This is a genomic window from Clostridium sp. (assembly GCF_051656525.1).
GTDB lineage: Bacteria > Bacillota > Clostridia > Clostridiales > Clostridiaceae > Clostridium.
The window spans coordinates 1-15750 of the sequence record NZ_JBOGCC010000269.1 but is presented as its reverse complement, the minus strand read 5'-3'; the positions used below and the strand labels follow the sequence as shown (position 1 = coordinate 15750).

30 protein-coding genes are annotated in these 15750 nt (G+C 44.8%); 18 read left to right on the top strand and 12 right to left on the bottom strand.

Translation table 11 applies throughout. The features are described 5' to 3' along the window. The 11 genes from ACRDDY_RS13250 to ACRDDY_RS13200 all read right to left on the bottom strand — a co-directional run. On the bottom strand, window positions 1-227 hold a 227-nt coding region (locus ACRDDY_RS13250), incomplete at its 3' end, for a hypothetical protein (protein ID WP_438565415.1). Then, window positions 227-571, bottom strand: coding sequence for a M15 family metallopeptidase (locus ACRDDY_RS13245; protein ID WP_438565414.1), 345 nt, complete (start codon window positions 569-571; stop codon window positions 227-229). The genes ACRDDY_RS13245 and ACRDDY_RS13250, both read right to left, overlap by 1 nt. Further along, window positions 572-784 carry a hypothetical protein gene (locus ACRDDY_RS13240; RefSeq protein ID WP_438565413.1) on the bottom strand — a complete coding sequence of 71 codons (213 nt, stop codon included), beginning with the start codon at window positions 782-784 and terminating at the stop codon, window positions 572-574. It abuts the gene before it with no gap. A gap of 47 nt (window positions 785-831) precedes the next feature. After that, window positions 832-1341, bottom strand: a complete 510-nt coding sequence (locus ACRDDY_RS13235; protein WP_438565412.1) for a hypothetical protein — start codon at window positions 1339-1341, stop codon at window positions 832-834. Continuing rightward, window positions 1329-1550, bottom strand: coding sequence for a hypothetical protein (locus ACRDDY_RS13230; protein ID WP_438565411.1), 222 nt, complete (start codon window positions 1548-1550; stop codon window positions 1329-1331). Before ACRDDY_RS13230 ends, ACRDDY_RS13235 begins: the two co-directional genes overlap by 13 nt. A gap of 396 nt (window positions 1551-1946) precedes the next feature. Next, complete coding sequence (locus ACRDDY_RS13225; RefSeq protein ID WP_438565410.1) at window positions 1947-2201, bottom strand: hypothetical protein; 255 nt, start codon at window positions 2199-2201, stop codon at window positions 1947-1949. A gap of 369 nt (window positions 2202-2570) precedes the next feature. Beyond that, window positions 2571-2729, bottom strand: coding sequence for a hypothetical protein (locus ACRDDY_RS13220; protein ID WP_438565409.1), 159 nt, complete (start codon window positions 2727-2729; stop codon window positions 2571-2573). Between the two features lie 2 nt (window positions 2730-2731). Further along, entirely contained in the window at window positions 2732-2974 is a 243-nt protein-coding gene (locus ACRDDY_RS13215; RefSeq protein WP_438565408.1) for a hypothetical protein, read from the bottom strand. A gap of 2 nt (window positions 2975-2976) precedes the next feature. Beyond that, window positions 2977-3648: an ERF family protein gene (locus ACRDDY_RS13210; RefSeq protein ID WP_438565407.1), complete on the bottom strand. Its 672-nt coding sequence runs from the start codon at window positions 3646-3648 to the stop codon at window positions 2977-2979. Continuing rightward, window positions 3638-3955, bottom strand: coding sequence for a hypothetical protein (locus ACRDDY_RS13205; protein ID WP_438565406.1), 318 nt, complete (start codon window positions 3953-3955; stop codon window positions 3638-3640). The genes ACRDDY_RS13210 and ACRDDY_RS13205 overlap by 11 nt, the downstream gene beginning before the upstream one ends. Before the next feature lies 1 nt (window position 3956). Next, complete coding sequence (locus ACRDDY_RS13200; RefSeq protein ID WP_438565405.1) at window positions 3957-4163, bottom strand: hypothetical protein; 207 nt, start codon at window positions 4161-4163, stop codon at window positions 3957-3959. Window positions 4164-4287: 124 nt separating this feature from the next. Between ACRDDY_RS13200 and ACRDDY_RS13195 the strand changes: the two genes are divergently transcribed. From ACRDDY_RS13195 to ACRDDY_RS13145, 11 genes are all read left to right on the top strand, one after another. Continuing rightward, the gene (locus ACRDDY_RS13195; RefSeq protein WP_438565404.1) at window positions 4288-4560 is read left to right on the top strand and encodes a hypothetical protein; all 273 of its coding nucleotides are present in this window, start codon (window positions 4288-4290) and stop codon (window positions 4558-4560) included. Next, a complete protein-coding gene (locus ACRDDY_RS13190) occupies window positions 4557-4688 on the top strand; it encodes a hypothetical protein (RefSeq protein WP_438565403.1) in 132 nt (43 codons plus the stop codon). Before ACRDDY_RS13195 ends, ACRDDY_RS13190 begins: the two co-directional genes overlap by 4 nt. Before the next feature lie 51 nt (window positions 4689-4739). Then, on the top strand, window positions 4740-5441 hold the full coding sequence (locus ACRDDY_RS13185) for a hypothetical protein (protein ID WP_438565402.1): 702 nt from the start codon (window positions 4740-4742) through the stop codon (window positions 5439-5441). A gap of 158 nt (window positions 5442-5599) precedes the next feature. After that, window positions 5600-5743, top strand: coding sequence for a hypothetical protein (locus tag ACRDDY_RS13180; RefSeq protein ID WP_438565401.1), 144 nt, complete (start codon window positions 5600-5602; stop codon window positions 5741-5743). After that, window positions 5736-6251, top strand: coding sequence for a Rha family transcriptional regulator (locus tag ACRDDY_RS13175; protein ID WP_438565400.1), 516 nt, complete (start codon window positions 5736-5738; stop codon window positions 6249-6251). The genes ACRDDY_RS13180 and ACRDDY_RS13175 overlap by 8 nt, the downstream gene beginning before the upstream one ends. Before the next feature lie 155 nt (window positions 6252-6406). Further along, the gene (locus tag ACRDDY_RS13170; protein ID WP_438565399.1) at window positions 6407-7180 is read left to right on the top strand and encodes a hypothetical protein; all 774 of its coding nucleotides are present in this window, start codon (window positions 6407-6409) and stop codon (window positions 7178-7180) included. A gap of 2 nt (window positions 7181-7182) precedes the next feature. Beyond that, entirely contained in the window at window positions 7183-8562 is a 1380-nt protein-coding gene (locus tag ACRDDY_RS13165) for a replicative DNA helicase (protein WP_438565398.1), read from the top strand. Next, complete coding sequence (locus tag ACRDDY_RS13160; protein WP_438565397.1) at window positions 8534-8683, top strand: hypothetical protein; 150 nt, start codon at window positions 8534-8536, stop codon at window positions 8681-8683. Before ACRDDY_RS13165 ends, ACRDDY_RS13160 begins: the two co-directional genes overlap by 29 nt. A 123-nt stretch (window positions 8684-8806) precedes the next feature. Then, window positions 8807-9235 (top strand): recombination protein NinB, encoded by a 429-nt coding sequence (locus ACRDDY_RS13155; protein ID WP_438565396.1) that lies wholly within the window; start codon window positions 8807-8809, stop codon window positions 9233-9235. Continuing rightward, complete coding sequence (locus ACRDDY_RS13150) at window positions 9232-9516, top strand: Ref family recombination enhancement nuclease (RefSeq protein WP_438565395.1); 285 nt, start codon at window positions 9232-9234, stop codon at window positions 9514-9516. The genes ACRDDY_RS13155 and ACRDDY_RS13150 overlap by 4 nt, the downstream gene beginning before the upstream one ends. Continuing rightward, the gene (locus ACRDDY_RS13145) at window positions 9509-9865 is read left to right on the top strand and encodes a RusA family crossover junction endodeoxyribonuclease (protein ID WP_438565394.1); all 357 of its coding nucleotides are present in this window, start codon (window positions 9509-9511) and stop codon (window positions 9863-9865) included. The genes ACRDDY_RS13150 and ACRDDY_RS13145 overlap by 8 nt, the downstream gene beginning before the upstream one ends. A gap of 322 nt (window positions 9866-10187) precedes the next feature. Here ACRDDY_RS13145 and ACRDDY_RS13140 read toward each other — a convergent pair whose 3' ends face one another. Then, a complete protein-coding gene (locus ACRDDY_RS13140) occupies window positions 10188-10376 on the bottom strand; it encodes a hypothetical protein (RefSeq protein ID WP_438565393.1) in 189 nt (62 codons plus the stop codon). Window positions 10377-10512: 136 nt separating this feature from the next. Here ACRDDY_RS13140 and ACRDDY_RS13135 point away from each other — a divergent pair, with 136 nt between their 5' ends. The 7 genes from ACRDDY_RS13135 to ACRDDY_RS13105 all read left to right on the top strand — a co-directional run. After that, on the top strand, window positions 10513-11118 hold the full coding sequence (locus ACRDDY_RS13135) for a hypothetical protein (protein ID WP_438565392.1): 606 nt from the start codon (window positions 10513-10515) through the stop codon (window positions 11116-11118). Between the two features lie 44 nt (window positions 11119-11162). Further along, window positions 11163-11378, top strand: a complete 216-nt coding sequence (locus ACRDDY_RS13130) for a hypothetical protein (RefSeq protein ID WP_438565391.1) — start codon at window positions 11163-11165, stop codon at window positions 11376-11378. Between the two features lie 304 nt (window positions 11379-11682). Next, window positions 11683-12069, top strand: a complete 387-nt coding sequence (locus ACRDDY_RS13125; RefSeq protein WP_438565390.1) for a hypothetical protein — start codon at window positions 11683-11685, stop codon at window positions 12067-12069. Between the two features lie 139 nt (window positions 12070-12208). Continuing rightward, a complete protein-coding gene (locus ACRDDY_RS13120) occupies window positions 12209-12400 on the top strand; it encodes a crAss001_48 related protein (protein ID WP_438565389.1) in 192 nt (63 codons plus the stop codon). Between the two features lie 97 nt (window positions 12401-12497). Further along, window positions 12498-12986, top strand: a complete 489-nt coding sequence (locus ACRDDY_RS13115) for a hypothetical protein (RefSeq protein ID WP_438565388.1) — start codon at window positions 12498-12500, stop codon at window positions 12984-12986. Then, window positions 12958-14625, top strand: coding sequence for a phage terminase large subunit (locus ACRDDY_RS13110; RefSeq protein ID WP_438565387.1), 1668 nt, complete (start codon window positions 12958-12960; stop codon window positions 14623-14625). The genes ACRDDY_RS13115 and ACRDDY_RS13110 overlap by 29 nt, the downstream gene beginning before the upstream one ends. Window positions 14626-14737: 112 nt before the next feature. Then, the coding region (locus tag ACRDDY_RS13105) for a portal protein (protein ID WP_438565386.1) at window positions 14738-15750 on the top strand (1013 nt) is incomplete at its 3' end.

Sequence of the window (15750 nt, the reverse complement as noted above, 5' to 3'; positions counted from 1 at the left end):
GCTTGATTTGAAGTGCTTTTAGGATTACCGCCAGAATTTGAACTATTGCCTTGAGCATTTTTTGCATTCCCGAAGTTGAACGCTAGGAAATCAACAATCTTGCGCAGAAGGTTTACAATTCCGTCATCCTTTGGCGTTGGCGTTGCGCTGGCAATAATCGCAGCGATAGCTACCACCATGCTTGAGATTTCGATTAAGTCACCAATGTGATCAATTACCCACTGCATTATTTCACCCCGTTATGTTCGATAGAGTAGTGATTACCGTCTGGGCTACTGAATCGCCCACCCCATGAACCCCCAATTGACTCCCAGAACTCACCAAGTGGTCGGTGATCTTCTGTGCTGGTGAGAAACTTCCCACCCTTGAACAGGTTGAAGTCTACAGCCAGCCGTTGCTTATGGTTGCTTGATGCGTGGCCATAACCTTTCTTAACGCCAATTTCACCGTGCAAGCGCGGGTCACGATACGCATCACCAAAAGTTAGCTCATAGCCATTTTCGTATGCGAACTTAATAAGATCTGCGACCATTCGAACTAATCGGCGCTGTTTTTGACCAAGAGTTTCCACTTAAACCTCACTTTCTTTATCGGTTGATTTACTTTCCCTTCCGTCACGCTTATCCCTGTAATTTAAATATGCATTAAAGCCAGCGATGGCGACTGACGCGGCAGCAATGCAAAGTGATATGATTGTCAATACCTGATCAGTTGTCAGTGCTGCTGTTGCTGCGCTGCCGGCTAAGCTTGTGGCAGCGGCGGCATATGTCACGCTGTCGCTCATCGATAGACCTCTTAAACCTTAGTATCTGGAAAACCAAAACCGCGGCGCTAACTACTACTAGAATAACCCCTGTTGTCAGCGGAATAGAAAACACTAGCGCCCCCAATAAGTATTAATACTGCGTCCGCTGCAAGCTGAATATACGGATCTAACTCATAAATGAGAGTTACTTCATCCCTAAAATTGAATTCATCCACGGCCATAATACCGTTTTCTAAGCACAATAACAAAAACACGACGGATAGCAACTTACTGGACAATCTGCACGATTCAGACATGAAGATGAAAGCTATCACGCCTAGAATGCTGATTGATGCTGACATATAAATAAGCCCCTCGTAAGGGGCTGATTGCATTGTTAAGTTTAATACTGAAATGATTGCAAAGTAAGCTGACACACTAAGCGCAGGGGTATTGTCACGCGGTTCGCTTTTTAGCGCTAGCACCAGAAGGATTGTGGCGAGCAACAGTAGAACCAGTGGATTTTCCGCCAGACTTACTAGCAGCTCCGGTAGGTTTAGCAGTTGGTTTTGGCTTGTCATTTTTAGCAGTCCCATTTAGAAATTCTGCGAGTTTCCGCTTTGGTCTTGCGCGCATCGTTGATCTCCCGAGCCGTGATATATCCTGTAACCATATTGCGAGATTCTGGCGATAACCTCAGCCAGCGCTTTGTTACGCCGTGCTTATCAACCTGCTTTCTTGTCACTATTTTACCGACAAGGAATGCCGCAATTCCGATCACAAGTGAAACAAATATGGTAATCATGTGACCACCTCCGTGTGTAGTTTATCACCAAATCATAATCACTTGCTACGACTCATGGCTGAGGCATATGCGGCAGAATAAGAGTTAATTTTATACGAGCTATGGGATGCCCCTGATTTATCAACTCCATATTCAGCATAGAACGCTATCCTAGCCATGTCCTTTTTAATGGATTCCTCAGCTTCGCGTGACTTGGCTATCTGCTCAAGGCACTTATTAGCTGAATTAACGTATGCGCAAGCAGAATTTCTTTGCTGCCTGTGCACTTCGCGCGCACTAAGTAACACAAGCAACACACCAAAAGTAAAAATTAATTGCCAAACAAAAATCATACTCACCTCACTGTTAGATAGCCCACTCCGAAAAGTGGGCAATTAATTTTATTTATAAGCAAAATTACTCACGAACCCAGAAGCAACCATCTTCATACTTAACATCTCCAGCGCACCAATCTTTCAGAGTTGTGTGGTAATCACTAACGCTAGAACAATTAATCCATATTGCCATTTGTGGCTGTAGGTCATTACCTAGAGATTCAGCAAAAGCGTCTTTTCTGTTTTCAAACATTTTTAATGCTTCATCAAGATCAATAAGGCCAGTATCATCAACCATGCCTTTCCCATCATAAAACTGAAACATTGCATTTTTCATCATCTTCACCTTAGTTAATTGTTAATTTGTTAGTTTAATTCGCAGTTCAATCACTGCATATCAACTTGATCGCTTCTCAGCGTTGGTATTCCGCCCGTTAGATTTGATCTCATCCTTCAGACGCTCTATTGACTTGCACACATTCGCGCAACCAATAAGAACTGCAAATGCGACTGTCGTAAATCCAGCTGGTATTCTAGAATCCCCAAAAAAATATGAAGAAAGCATCATAATTACGCACAAAAGAAGAAGATTAACAGACTCACTCATCATCACCTCCGTGCAACCTCTGCAAGCATTGAATCAAGCCCGTTTCCATCTCGATAATCTCAAGCAACTCAGCCGCATCATCACCACCTAAATTAAACATTAGCACGGCCCTATTGTGAAAAACTGACTTGAATCACGGCGATCTTTCTTTGGGTTATACTCGATCTCATTACTGTTAAACTTTCGCGCTAACTCATCCATGCTGCCTGCAACTGGCTTTGATTCACTTGCGTTAATTGGGTTGTTTTTCTTTTTCATGATTAATCCTTCCTTCTTGAATTTCTATAAAACTGATCAATATCAAGCTCAATATCAACTGTGTTTTTTGATGCATCAGTGAAGATTACTGGCCTATCAATCACTGTAGGTTTTCTTACTACCTCAGCCCTTCGCTTCATCTCATCGTTAAGTGCTTTGATTGGGTTGTAAGCTGGCGCATTGCCAGCCTTAATTGATTTAAATTGCTCCATTGCTCGATTGATTACATCTTGCTTGGTACTCATATCTAAGCCCCCATAGCCATGATTTCATCGTAAACGGCGCGATTCATTCGCCATGATGCCCTAATCTGTTCAATTACCTGCTGTGGGGTGGCAACGCCAGCTTTAATGTCAGCTCGGATAGCTTCCTTTTCAGTCTCGAAAGTGTTGTACCAAGGCTTATCACTTCCAGTAGACTGAATTTGTTGTCCCTGCTGCCCCTGCTGGTTGATTGACTGCTGGCGCTGCCGTGGCTTCGCATTCACGCTGTGAGTGGTTGCATCAGGATCTTGTTTTGTATCCTCTGTTGGAATACAGAACGCCTGAAATGCTGCGTACTTGTACGCGATTGACATAGCTTTGTTAGTGGCCTTGTCGCCGCTATCCATTGCCTCGCCATATGTTCGCGTTGTGTACATACTCCCATCTTCTGCTGAAATAAAATCAAACTCAGCAGTAACGACAACATAAAACAACGCCCCTCCGTTTTTAGTTGCACGCTCAGTTACGACTCGGTCAAGCATGCGCGGCATAATTACCAGCTTGCACTCAACTAGCACCGGAGCTAATGCGTTATACACGTCATCAATTCCACGGAATGAAAACCCCTGCTGCTGATTGCGTTTGTCTTTTTTTATGCCATCAAGCAATTTAGCTGACACATTACTGATCGCGGAGTAAACCTTTTTAGTTTCCATTCATACCCCCACAAGCAAACGATCCGCACTCTTGCTCATGCACCCATCGGTTAGCCGTATTCTCTATCGTATGCTCATCAATAACACCAGAGCGGCACGCGTGAAGAATGAAATCAGTAACCGCAATAACTTCGCCTTCAATGGCCTTCTCAGCCAGCGCGCATATAGCATTTGCAGCGCTTCCGTTATCACTATCAGTGACCAGATAATTACCTTCAGACAACCAGTAAACGCTAATCACCTTTCCACAATCAACTACGCACTCGCATTCTCCAAAAACTGGCAAATAAACAGTCTTGCAATCCATATCACTCACCCCAAGAAATCATTTCACTAACTGGAACACCAAAAAAATCAGCCAGCTTAACAATGTTTTTCCAAGCTGGGTTTCCATTCTTACGCATCATCGCTACAACACTTGATGCCATGCCAGACTTTGCTACCAGGTCATTATCGAACCGAATGCCTGATCGCCGCTTGCCTTCTTCTAAAACCTTTGAAAAATCTACAGTCATAAACACCTCGCTGCTGATGTAATGAATTATGGATGATAAACAAATTACCGTCAAGCATTAAATATAGTTGACATAAAATAATTATGCGCTAATATTTGCTACATCAACAACGAGGAGAAATGACATGAGTAACGAATTTAAAAATGGTGATATGCCAGCGATGCCAATGCCAACCCCTGCAAATGGCGGAGCATGGACGGCACACCATCTTTCTGATGGTGGATATGCGAAAAGTCAGCGTCCTGCATTTGGGATGACAAAGCGCGAAACTATGGCAATGCACTTTATGGCCGCATGCAGATCAAGAGATTCTGATTATGGTAGCTGGGTAGATATGGCTCTTGATTCCATTAAAATGGCTGATGCACTTCTTTCTGAATTGGAGCGCACAAAATGAACCTTACAGTACAACAAAAAATAACATCAGCTAAAAACAAAATCCAAGTTGCCATATCAGCAGAAGATAAGGCTATGTACTTGGAAGCAGTAAGCGAACTGAAATCCCTGGGCTGGTACATCAGATAAAAAAATCCCCTCGCAAGAGGGGTAAGGTGAAGTGTGATTGAGGTGATTATTATGAATTATAAAAAAAGACTGAGAAACGAGATGGTAGAGCTGCTTGGCGTTAGTAATACTACATCATACAGCAAATTAATCAACATGACTGGCTATCAGGGGACTTATTCAACGTTCAACAAGCTTGGTGAGCAAGGTAAATCGCTAGCAGAAATCCTGAGCAGCAAGAGCGCAAAAGGGAGTATAAAGTCTCGCCTGTCCGATCACTTGGGCATTATCGACTCAATGAGCATGATTGAGCTTCTTGAGATTGGTGGGTTTACAGGGAGTATGTCTGAATTTTATCGACGCTGCGGTAACGGTGAGGATTTAGGAAGCATTCTCAGCAACAAGGTAAACAAACCGAAGAAGATATCTGATCAAATCCGTGAATTCATGGCTAGCCACGGCAAGTACATGACCGTACGTGAGTGCGCAAAGGGAATGGATATGAAGGTTGGCACAGTAAGCGACGCGCTTCACAAGATGAAAGAGCGCAATAACTTTGGTTATGACATGTCAGTCAGAAAGCCGGCGACTGGCTCAATGAAATTCAGGATCACCGCGAACGGTGAGGAGAAAAAAGCAGAATACTCTCCACCACCAAAAACCGGGGTTAAATTCGTTAAGAAATCAATCCCGCCAGAGATTGTGTTAAACGTTCGCAATCCAAACTGGTTTATCGTTAAGCGATTTGGTAACTCAGCTTTTCAGCAAGCGTGATATAGCAAATTAACAATTGAGGCTTCGGCCTCTTTTTTTATTCATGAACATCAATGCAGGTTACGCCAAAATTGGCAATACCAAAAATTGTCGTGGTTAACTGTTGACGCGTGACACAAGGTAATATAAAGTTATTACATCAAGGCGAGGGTATGATGATGGAAAAGAAACACAAAACGATGCGACTTCCGATTGATCTGATCGAAAAGATTGAAAAGATGGCAGAGAAAGAGCACCGCACATTCACCAACATGATTGAGTTTTTGTTGATGGAAGCAACCAGGGAGGCTGTGAGTGAATAAAGTAGATTTGTTTCGAAATATGGTATCCATCAATGACGGCGAGATTGTCACAACGTCACGCAAGGTTGCTGATGTTTTTGGTAAGCGACACAGTGACGTGATTAGAAAGATCGAATCCATTGATTGTTATGGTGATTTCAGCCAACGAAATTTTGCGTCGGCTGAATATATCGATGAACAAGGTAAGCCAAGAAAACAATACTACCTAACTAAAGATGGCATGGCTTTATTGGTTATGGGGTTTTCTGGGCGTAAGGCGACAGAGTGGAAGATTAACTATATCAACGCCTTTAACTGGATGGCGGATAAAATCCATCAGAGTGATGAGTTAGACCGAGAGCTGAACGACTTTACGCGACGAGAATCAAACTCCGTTTCTGCTGGTAGTTTTCATGGTCGAGGGTTGGCGCAGCGCAGAAAGGAAAAATCAAAGCTGGCTATTGAGCTGGATGAAATCAAGGAACGCATTCAGATGGTGTTACCAGTTCTGGCAGCGATTGATGGTTGAAAAGAATCTATTTCAGGACTTAAAATAGAAAAAGCCCCGGTGCAAACGGGGCTAGACCTTGAAGCAGTGGAACTAATCAGACAGAAGAATTATACAATTCATTTGCCTTTGCATCAACTCCATTGCTTTAGCCTATAACCTATGAGGGTTAAAGAATGCGACCATCGGATTTAATGCTCAATTTTGGCCGACCAGTGGCCTACTACCCTGGCCTTGCAAAGCCTCTTGGCGGGGTTAACGCCGCGCTGTTTTTTTGCCAAATATTCTACTGGCAGGATAAGGCATCAAGCGCTCTTGGAGTGTACAAAACATCAGAGGAAATCGAAGAAGAAACAGGGATGTCATACCGTGAACAGGTAACAGCAAGGAAGGCCTTAAAGGATCGCGGAATCCTCATTGAGATAAACAAGCGGCTTGAGCATAAGATTTACTACAAGATTGATATTGATGCTTTAGATAGAGTCATAAACTGTGATTTCGCGAACTGCGGAAAGCGCATTTCGGGGAGTGACGAAAGCGCAGTTCGGGAAGATACAAAAGCGCATTTCGATCATACAGAGATTACTACAGAGATTACCTCAGAGAATAAAAACACTTTGTCTTCAGCTTCGCAGAAAGACGAGTCACTAGATGACAGCAAGGTAATCAACACATGGAACGACATTGCAAAGCAACGTAACTTCAAAGGATGTCGGATCATCACTGACAGTGTAAAAAAGAACATAACCAAGATTTACGCTTTCCACTGCAAAGAGAAAAAGAGCAAGAATCAAGATCCGATGAGCATCACTGAATTTACCTGTGCATACCTAATGCATGGTTTCGAGAAGTGGGCTGGTGAGTTCTACAGTGGTAAGTCTGGTTATAGGGCTGACCTAGAATACGCAACCCGTAAATCAATCTTCGAAAAAATTTATAGCGAGCTGTGATGATGAATAGTTACCAAATTGAACAAAGCATTCTTGGCGGACTCTTCTGCCTTGGCGATATGAAAGGGAATATTGCGTCATCTGTGTTGTGCGCACTAAAGACAAACATGTTCAACAATGCTGAGCATCGAGCAATATTCGAGGCATTCAAGAAGGCGCATCAGAATGATGTGTATGCCGATATCCTGATGATTGATCAGATTCTCCATAAGTCTGGCAATGGATGGCAAGGAAGTCTGGCATATCTAGGTGAGCTATACCGTGACATTCCATCTGCAGCAAACATAAAAGAGTTCGCTCGAATTCTGCGAGAGGAGTCTGTAAAGAGATTCACTATGTCTACATTGCAGGATGCCATAGCTGAGTTATCTCAAAACGATACCGTACCGCTATCTCAAAAGCTCGGGTTGCTGGAAACCAAGCTTTCCCAGATCGTAGGTAGAGTCATTGACGGAACAAAAGGGATGCGCCACATCAGCGATATCTCCAGCGACGTTCTGGAGGCAATGGATGGTTTCTGGAGCGGGAATCCTGACATGCAAGGTGTTAGCTCTGGATTCTCACAAATCGATGCAGTATTGGGGCCAAAGAAGATACGCCGCGGATCGCTGGTTGTTGTTGGCGCTCGTCCAAAGATGGGTAAAACGGCATTCCTTGGGCAATTCTGTAAATCTATCGCCGTTGAAGAAAAGCAAAAGGCAATCATATTCAGCATGGAGATGGTAGATAAAGACATTGCTGAGCGCATGATTGCGGAGCAGGCTGGAATTTCGTCAGCGTGTCTGTATGACGGAGAGAACAGAGAGTACAACACGCACATGGCGCTATTCGGTAATGCCATGCAGGAGTTAATCCAACACGACATTTACATTGATGATACCCCAGCAATTACGATCGATTACGTGAAACAAACATCTAGACAGATGAACCGCGAGGGGAAGATCGGTGTTATTGCACTGGATTACTTGACACTGATGGATGCTCCAAAGGCTGACCGTAACGATTTGGCATACGGTGTTATCACGAAGCAGTTAAAGAATTTAGCCAAAGAGCTGAACTGCGTTGTCTTGCTGTTAACCCAGCTTAGTCGCGGACTTGAGTCTAGATCTGATAAGAGACCATTACCGTCAGACTCACGAGACACTGGCCAAATCGAGCAGGATTGTGACGTATGGATTGGTCTGTACCGTGAAGGCGTATACAACAGTAATATGCCTGCAGATAAGAAAGGCATTACCGAAATCATCGTTCGCCTTAACCGTCACGGCGGAAACGGTACTGGTTACGCAAATCTGATTAACGGGTACTTTCGAGAAATAGATCCAGCAATGGTTGTCACTGAGGATATCGGAAATGAAAAGCAAGAAAAAAACTGGCGATAACAGCGCATGGAAACAGATTGATCGAATGGTAGATGACCGGATTAAATCAGGCATCAAAGGCGAAGAGGTTAAATTTATTGAGCGCTGGAAGGCGGCGCTTAAATATTGTGAGGTGAAGTGATGACTGAATCAACAGAATGCCCATCATGCAAAAAGAGATGTAAAGACTTCACTCCAGAGGGTGAGTTCATTAGCGAGTTTGGCACTTGCATTGAGTGCGCAGAGAAATTACCGAGTGTGAGAGATGGCAGAGAAACAGAAATTCTTCATTGTGAATGATCAGGTTAAATCGAACTGCCTTCGGGCGGTTCAATCCATCCAGCACGGAAAAGATAAGCCTATGGTTGTTGAGATCCGCGAATCAAACCGCAATGACATGCAAAACCGAAAGTTCCACGCAATGTGCGGAGATATTGCTAAGCAATGCAAATACATGAACCGAACTCTATCACCTGAGCAGTGGAAGGTTTTATTCGTGTCCGGTCACACAATTGCAACTGGAGGTGGTGCGGATGTTATCCCGGGCATTGAGGGCGAGTTCTGCAACATCAGAGAAAAGACCGCTAGGATGAGTGTAAAGCGCATGGCGAGCTTAATTGAATACGTTCAGGCATGGGCAGCCAATAACGGTGTGCGCTTCACTGAGCGCGATACAGGAGGGTTTTACGGGTGACCAAGAGCGAGCGTGAGCATTTAAACAAAGTTGCAAGCATGGGTTGCTGTGTTTGCATTCGGTTGGGTTACGGTGAATCACCAGCAGAAATCCACCACCCGCGAGCAGGACAGGGTAAAGGCCAGCGAGCCAGCCACTTCGATGCAATTGCATTATGTCCAGCGCATCACCGCAATGGTGGGTATGGTGTGGCTATCCATGCAGGACGTAAAGCGTTTGAGGATAACTTCGGCACTGAGCTTGAGCTGCTGGAGTGGACAAAGGAGCAACTCAATGGCTGATTACGAATTTACCATGCCGTGGCCTCCAACCATTAACCATTGGCATCAGCCATGCCGAGGGCGAATTATAAAGGGCGCTAAGGCGCGAAAGTATGAATCCGATGCGGTTGCATGGATAAAGTCAATTGGATTGAATGGAGAGCGATTGGCTAACGATTTGCGGGTGAAGATAACTCTTCATCCGCCAACAAATGCACGATACGACATAGATAACCGCACGAAAGGCGTTTTCGACTCGCTATCCGCCGCTGATTTTTGGGTTGATGACTCTCAGGTTGTTGAGTTATCAATTACAAAGGGCGAGAAGATGAAAGGCGGGCTGGTTGATGTTTGGGTAACTCAGATATAACAAAAGCCCCATGAGGGGCTTATTTTTTATGACATTCGCATTTTTCGGATGGCGTTTCTTGATGCAACACCAGAGAACTCAACTAGCAAACTAGCCTCCGATTTATACTTATTCATATTCAGTCTATTGTTGTACGCCATTGCGACAAAAGTATCTGTATGATCTGGCTTGAATGTTGCAGAGCATTCGCGCTGATACTTCGCTCTGGCAATCTCTGCTGGCGTAACCATGTTAATCATAACTACCTCACTAAATAAAACTCACACAATACAAATAATCAACGCTACAAAAGAAATCCCAGCAGCAAAGTACAAGTTACGCATCACAACCCCCCTTCCAATTTACCAGCAGGAACATATCTAACCCCATTAATCACAACATCACCGCGAGAGCGCATTAAAGAAACGGCACGCTCGGTAAAGTTCTCTGCCAGTGCAAACTTAGCTTGCGTGCCATACTTTCGGCGAACATAAGCGCGGAACGGCTCGGCAAATTCTTCTTTGTTTTCCATAATCACCCCTTAGTTGACTTGGTAACTATAGCATAAATAAATCGAATTTAAATTATAATTATTATATTGACACTTCAATAAAAGTGAGTAATATTGATATCGTTGTTTGGTGATAGACTAATTTGAAGGTGAGATTATGAACTTAACAGAATCACAGTTATTTACGATTGAAGCGTTGAACCGGATTGAGGGGTTTGAGTGGCCGAAGGATGCCAAGTTTGCGGCGATGGATGATGGACGCAAGGATGTACTTTTCTATTTACACAAGCCAATGCGTGCACATACGGTATTCACTGGAGATTTCTTTGGGTTGGACGGAATAACATCGCAATCAACACACCCAGATTGGTGTAACTCACTAATCACACGCGAGCAATTCGAAAGCGTTGATGGGTGGGTGCGGAATAATTGCATATTCACCAAAATTAACTCGTTAATTGACGTTACAATCAAAAGCAAAGGCGATGATTATGTGATTGATGGGTCGTGTGATAATTGGACTCCGGAGTGGGAAAGTGGTGATATTGTGAAGTGGCGCTACCGCAAACCAAAAAAGCAAGAAGTAAAACCAGAGTCAGAAAGCATCGAAACAACCATCGCTCAATACAAGGCCGCAAAAGAAAACAAACTAAAAGCGCAACAATTGCTTGAGCAAGCAGAGGCAACAGAAAGTAGCCTAATGATGTCGATTGAGGCGTGGGCAGAGAGTCACGGGTTTGACATTATTGATATTGGTGAATAGGTTTAAGTGATTATTTTTTACAACGTTTGTATGTGGGGTGAGAGATGGAAAAGAAACTGGTTGTTGTTGACTGGCTGGATACTTGCGATAAGTGTGGAAATGACACTCTTCATGTAAAAACAGAGAATGGAAGTGAAGAGCACCTTTATGATGGGGATGATGTTGAGTGCCCAGATTGTGGGCTTACCGGAATCGCCATGGTCACAGATGATTATGAAGATGACAGTAAGATTTATGTTTCGTGGGGCGATTTCGAATAGTGAGATAATTCAATGAAATCACCATGCAAGCACTGCGAGTGCATTACTGAATTAAACAAAAACAACGAGTGCGCATATTGTGCACAAATAAAACAGGATGAGTATTCAAGGCTGGCTGCAAAGGTGGTAATCCTGATTATGATTGCCTTGTGGTTGGTCATCTACGGCGGTGTAGAGTATCTGCATGATGCTGTGGTTAAGTTGGTGGGGTGAGTATGAGGTGGTCATCTATTTGCTTGCTAGTGTTTATTGCTGGAATTCTTATTGGTTGGGCTGGCTGCTTGGTATTTTGTTGAGGTGATTTATGCGTGAGAGTGGGTGGTACAAGGTAAAGTTCACTTACCATTGTGATTATGAGGTTGCGCTGTATGACGAGCAAACCGACTCATTCGACAGGGCTGGATTCGGAGGGGAGTATCCGAGCTGCGAAATGTTTGATGTTTGTGAAATGCTCATGACTCCAGCAGGTGAGATTGTTTATCACAATGCCGAGCATGATCCGGTTTACAACACAAAGCGGGGGGTGAATGTGAGCGAAGAGTTTATTAATTGGTTTAATGAGCACATTAAAGAAACCATGTTTCTTGGCAGAGAAGATGAAAGAGAGAATTTAATGGCATTTTGCTGGCTTGCGTGGAGGGATTCACGCAGAGAGCTTAGTAATAAGCTTAACCTGATGATTAACTCTTGATGGCTTGGTGATAAATGCCATCACCAGGGCAGGAGTGGAGGAGTAATCATAAACATAGCGAGAAAAACCCAGATCCTGTACGAGAAAAGGTTTATCGCAAGTATCCGCAACTAAAACGCAAGACTGATAAGGAATGATTATGCAAGATTGGCAAAAGCGAGTTGTAGAAGAGCGCAGAGAACTGAGTGAGAAGGTTAGTAATCTCGGTAATTATATTGATTCAGATAGCTTCAAGGAAATTGACATTGGCCATCAAAAGCTACTGGATGAGCAATGGAGTGCTATGGTGAAGTACTTAGTTGCTCTTGATAAGCGAATTAATCTTTTCTGATTGTATTGTGTAAACCAACCCGCTTCGGCGGGTTTTATGTTATATGAGGTAGATGGCATAATAACCAAGTAGTGGCCAGATAAGGCAGCAAAGAGGCATGAATAATAAAAAAAATAAAACATCGATGACTCCGGAAACAAGGAAGAATATGCCTCCAAGGGGGAGGGGGAAGTTTAGCGTTCTGCTAGAAGTCATCAAAGAAAATTCAATGATTGATCTAACTCCCGATGCAACTCAAGAGGAGGCTCAGAAAAAGTTTTTGCTTCATGTTGCAAAGCGAGCATTTAATCCAGAGGATCAGGTGAGTGGTAACTTGCTTAACAGCCTAATCAACCGTTGCTTCCCAGCAATAAAGCCTGTGCTTCCTGAGTGTGACATTGGATTTGAGGATGGAGACAGCCTTGATGTTATGGCTGCGAAAATACTAAGTGCGGCCGGAAGCGGAAAGATAACCCCAGACACTGGCGCGGTGTTGATGACTCTTCTTAAGGATAAGGCAACTATCAATCAGAAAGGTGAGATCATAGATCGCCTTGAGAAGCTGGAGCAGGTACTCAGTGAGCGCAGTAATCCTAAAGAGGCTTGAAGAGCTTGAGCGGAAAGCTGCCGCAGAGATAGCTATATTCTCTGGCGCTACCGTTATCGGGCTCGTTTCTCCTGCTGGTAATCTCGTCAAGTGCATTCGGTTTGATGGTGAGAAATATGCCGAGGTTCACGGCGTAGCTCCCCAGGCGTTCTTTGCTGAAAAGCTTGAGCCGATATTCACTCGGCCAAAACGATTCATCATTGTCATTGGTGGGCGCGGGTCCGGTAAGTCGATAGGTATTGGCGATATCGGGCTGATCAATATGCACGACGCTGGGTTAAACCTGATGTGCATCCGTGAATTCCAGTCATCAATTGCTGACTCGGTGCATGGCCTGCTGAAAGAAGAGGTTAGCCGTCTTGAGCTGTCTGGCGTAGAGGTTACAGAGAGGGCGATCGGGTTTACCCACAACAACACCTTCGCAAAGTTTGCAGGCCTTGCAAGAAATCCAGAGTCGGTAAAATCGGCATTTGGCTTCCTGCAATGGTGGATTGAAGAGAGCCAGTTCCTTTCCGATAAGTCACTAAAGACACTTACCCCAACAGCGCGTAACAGGCCAAAGAAAGGGCTTCCGCGGCAGCAAGAAGAAGTCGGTTCGGAAGAAGTGGACCTCTCTCAAGTTCGCATGATGTTTTGCGGCAACCCGGCATCAAGCGAAGACCCATTTAGCAAGAGATTCATTGTCCCGTTCAAGGATGCGCTTGATAGAGATGGCGTCTACGAAGATGACATGCACCTTGTTATCAAGATGAACTGGTCTGATAACCCGTGGTTTGAAGAGTCAGGACTAGAGCAGGAGCGCCAATTCGACTACAAGCACCTTCCTCGATCAACATACGATTGGATATGGGAGGGTGGATTTAATGATGATATTGAAAACTCACTAATCAAAGCTGAGTGGTTCGATGCTTGCGTTGATGCACACATAAAGCTTGGCATGAAGCCTTACGGAGTAATCAAGGTGTCTCACGACCCAGCAGACCGAGGTGCTGACCCTAAAGCGATATGCGTTCGCAAAGGAAATATCATCACCAGCATTGAAGATCGTGCAGACATTGACGTAAACGAGGGGTGCGACTGGTCTCTTGGTATTGCCATCAATGAAAACGCAGATGTCTACATCTGGGACGTGGGTGGAATGGGTACATCACTGCGCCGCGATGTGAATAACGCACTGGAAGGAAAGCGGGTAGAGATACATCAATTCAATGGCGCTGGCGCGGTAGAAGATCCTGATATGATTTATGAGCCATCAGGAGCTACCAATGCGCGGCGAGAGATGACGAACAAGGAGGTGTTATCAAATCAGCGCGCTCAGCGTTACCGCAGGCTGCAAGACAGGGTTTATAGAACATACAGAGCTGTTGTGCACAATGAAATGTGCGACCCTGACTTACTGGTCAGCTTTGATAGTAACTGCGGAAACCTATCAGGGTTGAGGTCTGAGTTGTGTCGCATGCCTATAAAGCCGAGCTCAAGCGGTAGATTTGAGTTGTACACGAAGGAAGAGATGCGCAACAAGTTCAAGGTTAGATCGCCTAACTTGGCTGACTGCGTAATGATGACTGAGTTTGATTGGAGTGTTCACGTAGAGCCAGACTACAGCAATTACACTGTACCTAGCTCAACAAGATGGTAATGGCGCTAAAGGAATGGGTAACAACTTGGTTATTCCGAGGAATTAGCGCTCACTACCTATCAATCTCATGCTGATGTATCATGTATAAATATCAACTGCGCAGGTGATACAGATGACCGATTTAAAAACTTTGCACGCAGAGGCAAAGTCCCGAATCTCAATGGAGATTAACGAAACGCTTGATCAGCGCCGATTCGTTACGGAGCAGCGCCGATTTGTTGATGTGCCTGGGGCGCAATGGGAAGGCAGCACAAACGCTGGTACGGCATTCGATGATGACAAATTTGATAAGTACCCACGCTTCGAAGTGAACCGCGTGGCCAAAGAGTGTTCGCGCATCATCTCTGAGTACCGCAATAACCGCATTAGCGTGCGCTTCCGTCCGCAGGATGGAGAGGCAAGCGAAGCATTAGCCGAGCGCTTAAATGGAAAGTTTCGCGCTGACTGGGAAGAGAATGGTGGCCGCGACTCTGCTGATAACGCCGTTGACGCTCAGGTAAAGGGCGGCATGGGTTGTATCCGGCTGGACACCAAGCTGGTCGATGAGTTGGATATTGAAAACGAAGATCGGGAGATTGTATTCAAGCGCGTTGAAGATGCTGAGCGATGCGTGTTCTTCGACCCGAATGCGAAAGAGTATGACAAATCAGATGCTGCATGGGCGGTTGAAGTGTTCGCCATGTCTGCGCAGTCGTATGAAGATGAATACGGGTTAATCCCGTCAAGCGTACCGGTTGACACTATGAGTCAGATGTTTGACTGGTGTCCGCCTGATGTGGTTTACATTGCGCGCTATTACTACGTCAAGGTTGAGCCAACCACGCTGCAAAGCTACCGCAGCCCAATCACTGGCGAGATTTCCACATACGATGATGAAGAAATCAAAGATGTGAAAGAAGAGCTGGAAATGATGGGCGCCGAGATGGTCAAGGAGCGCAAGGTTAAGGTGCGCCGCATTTACTGTGGGTTGATGAATGGCGAGAGCTGGATTGATGATCCGGTGGTGATTCCATTCGACTTTATCCCGCTGATCCCATTCTACGGGCATCGCACTATCGTCGATGGCATCGAGCGCCTAGAGGGTCACGCAGGCAAGGCGATGGATGCTCAGCGCCTAGAGAACCT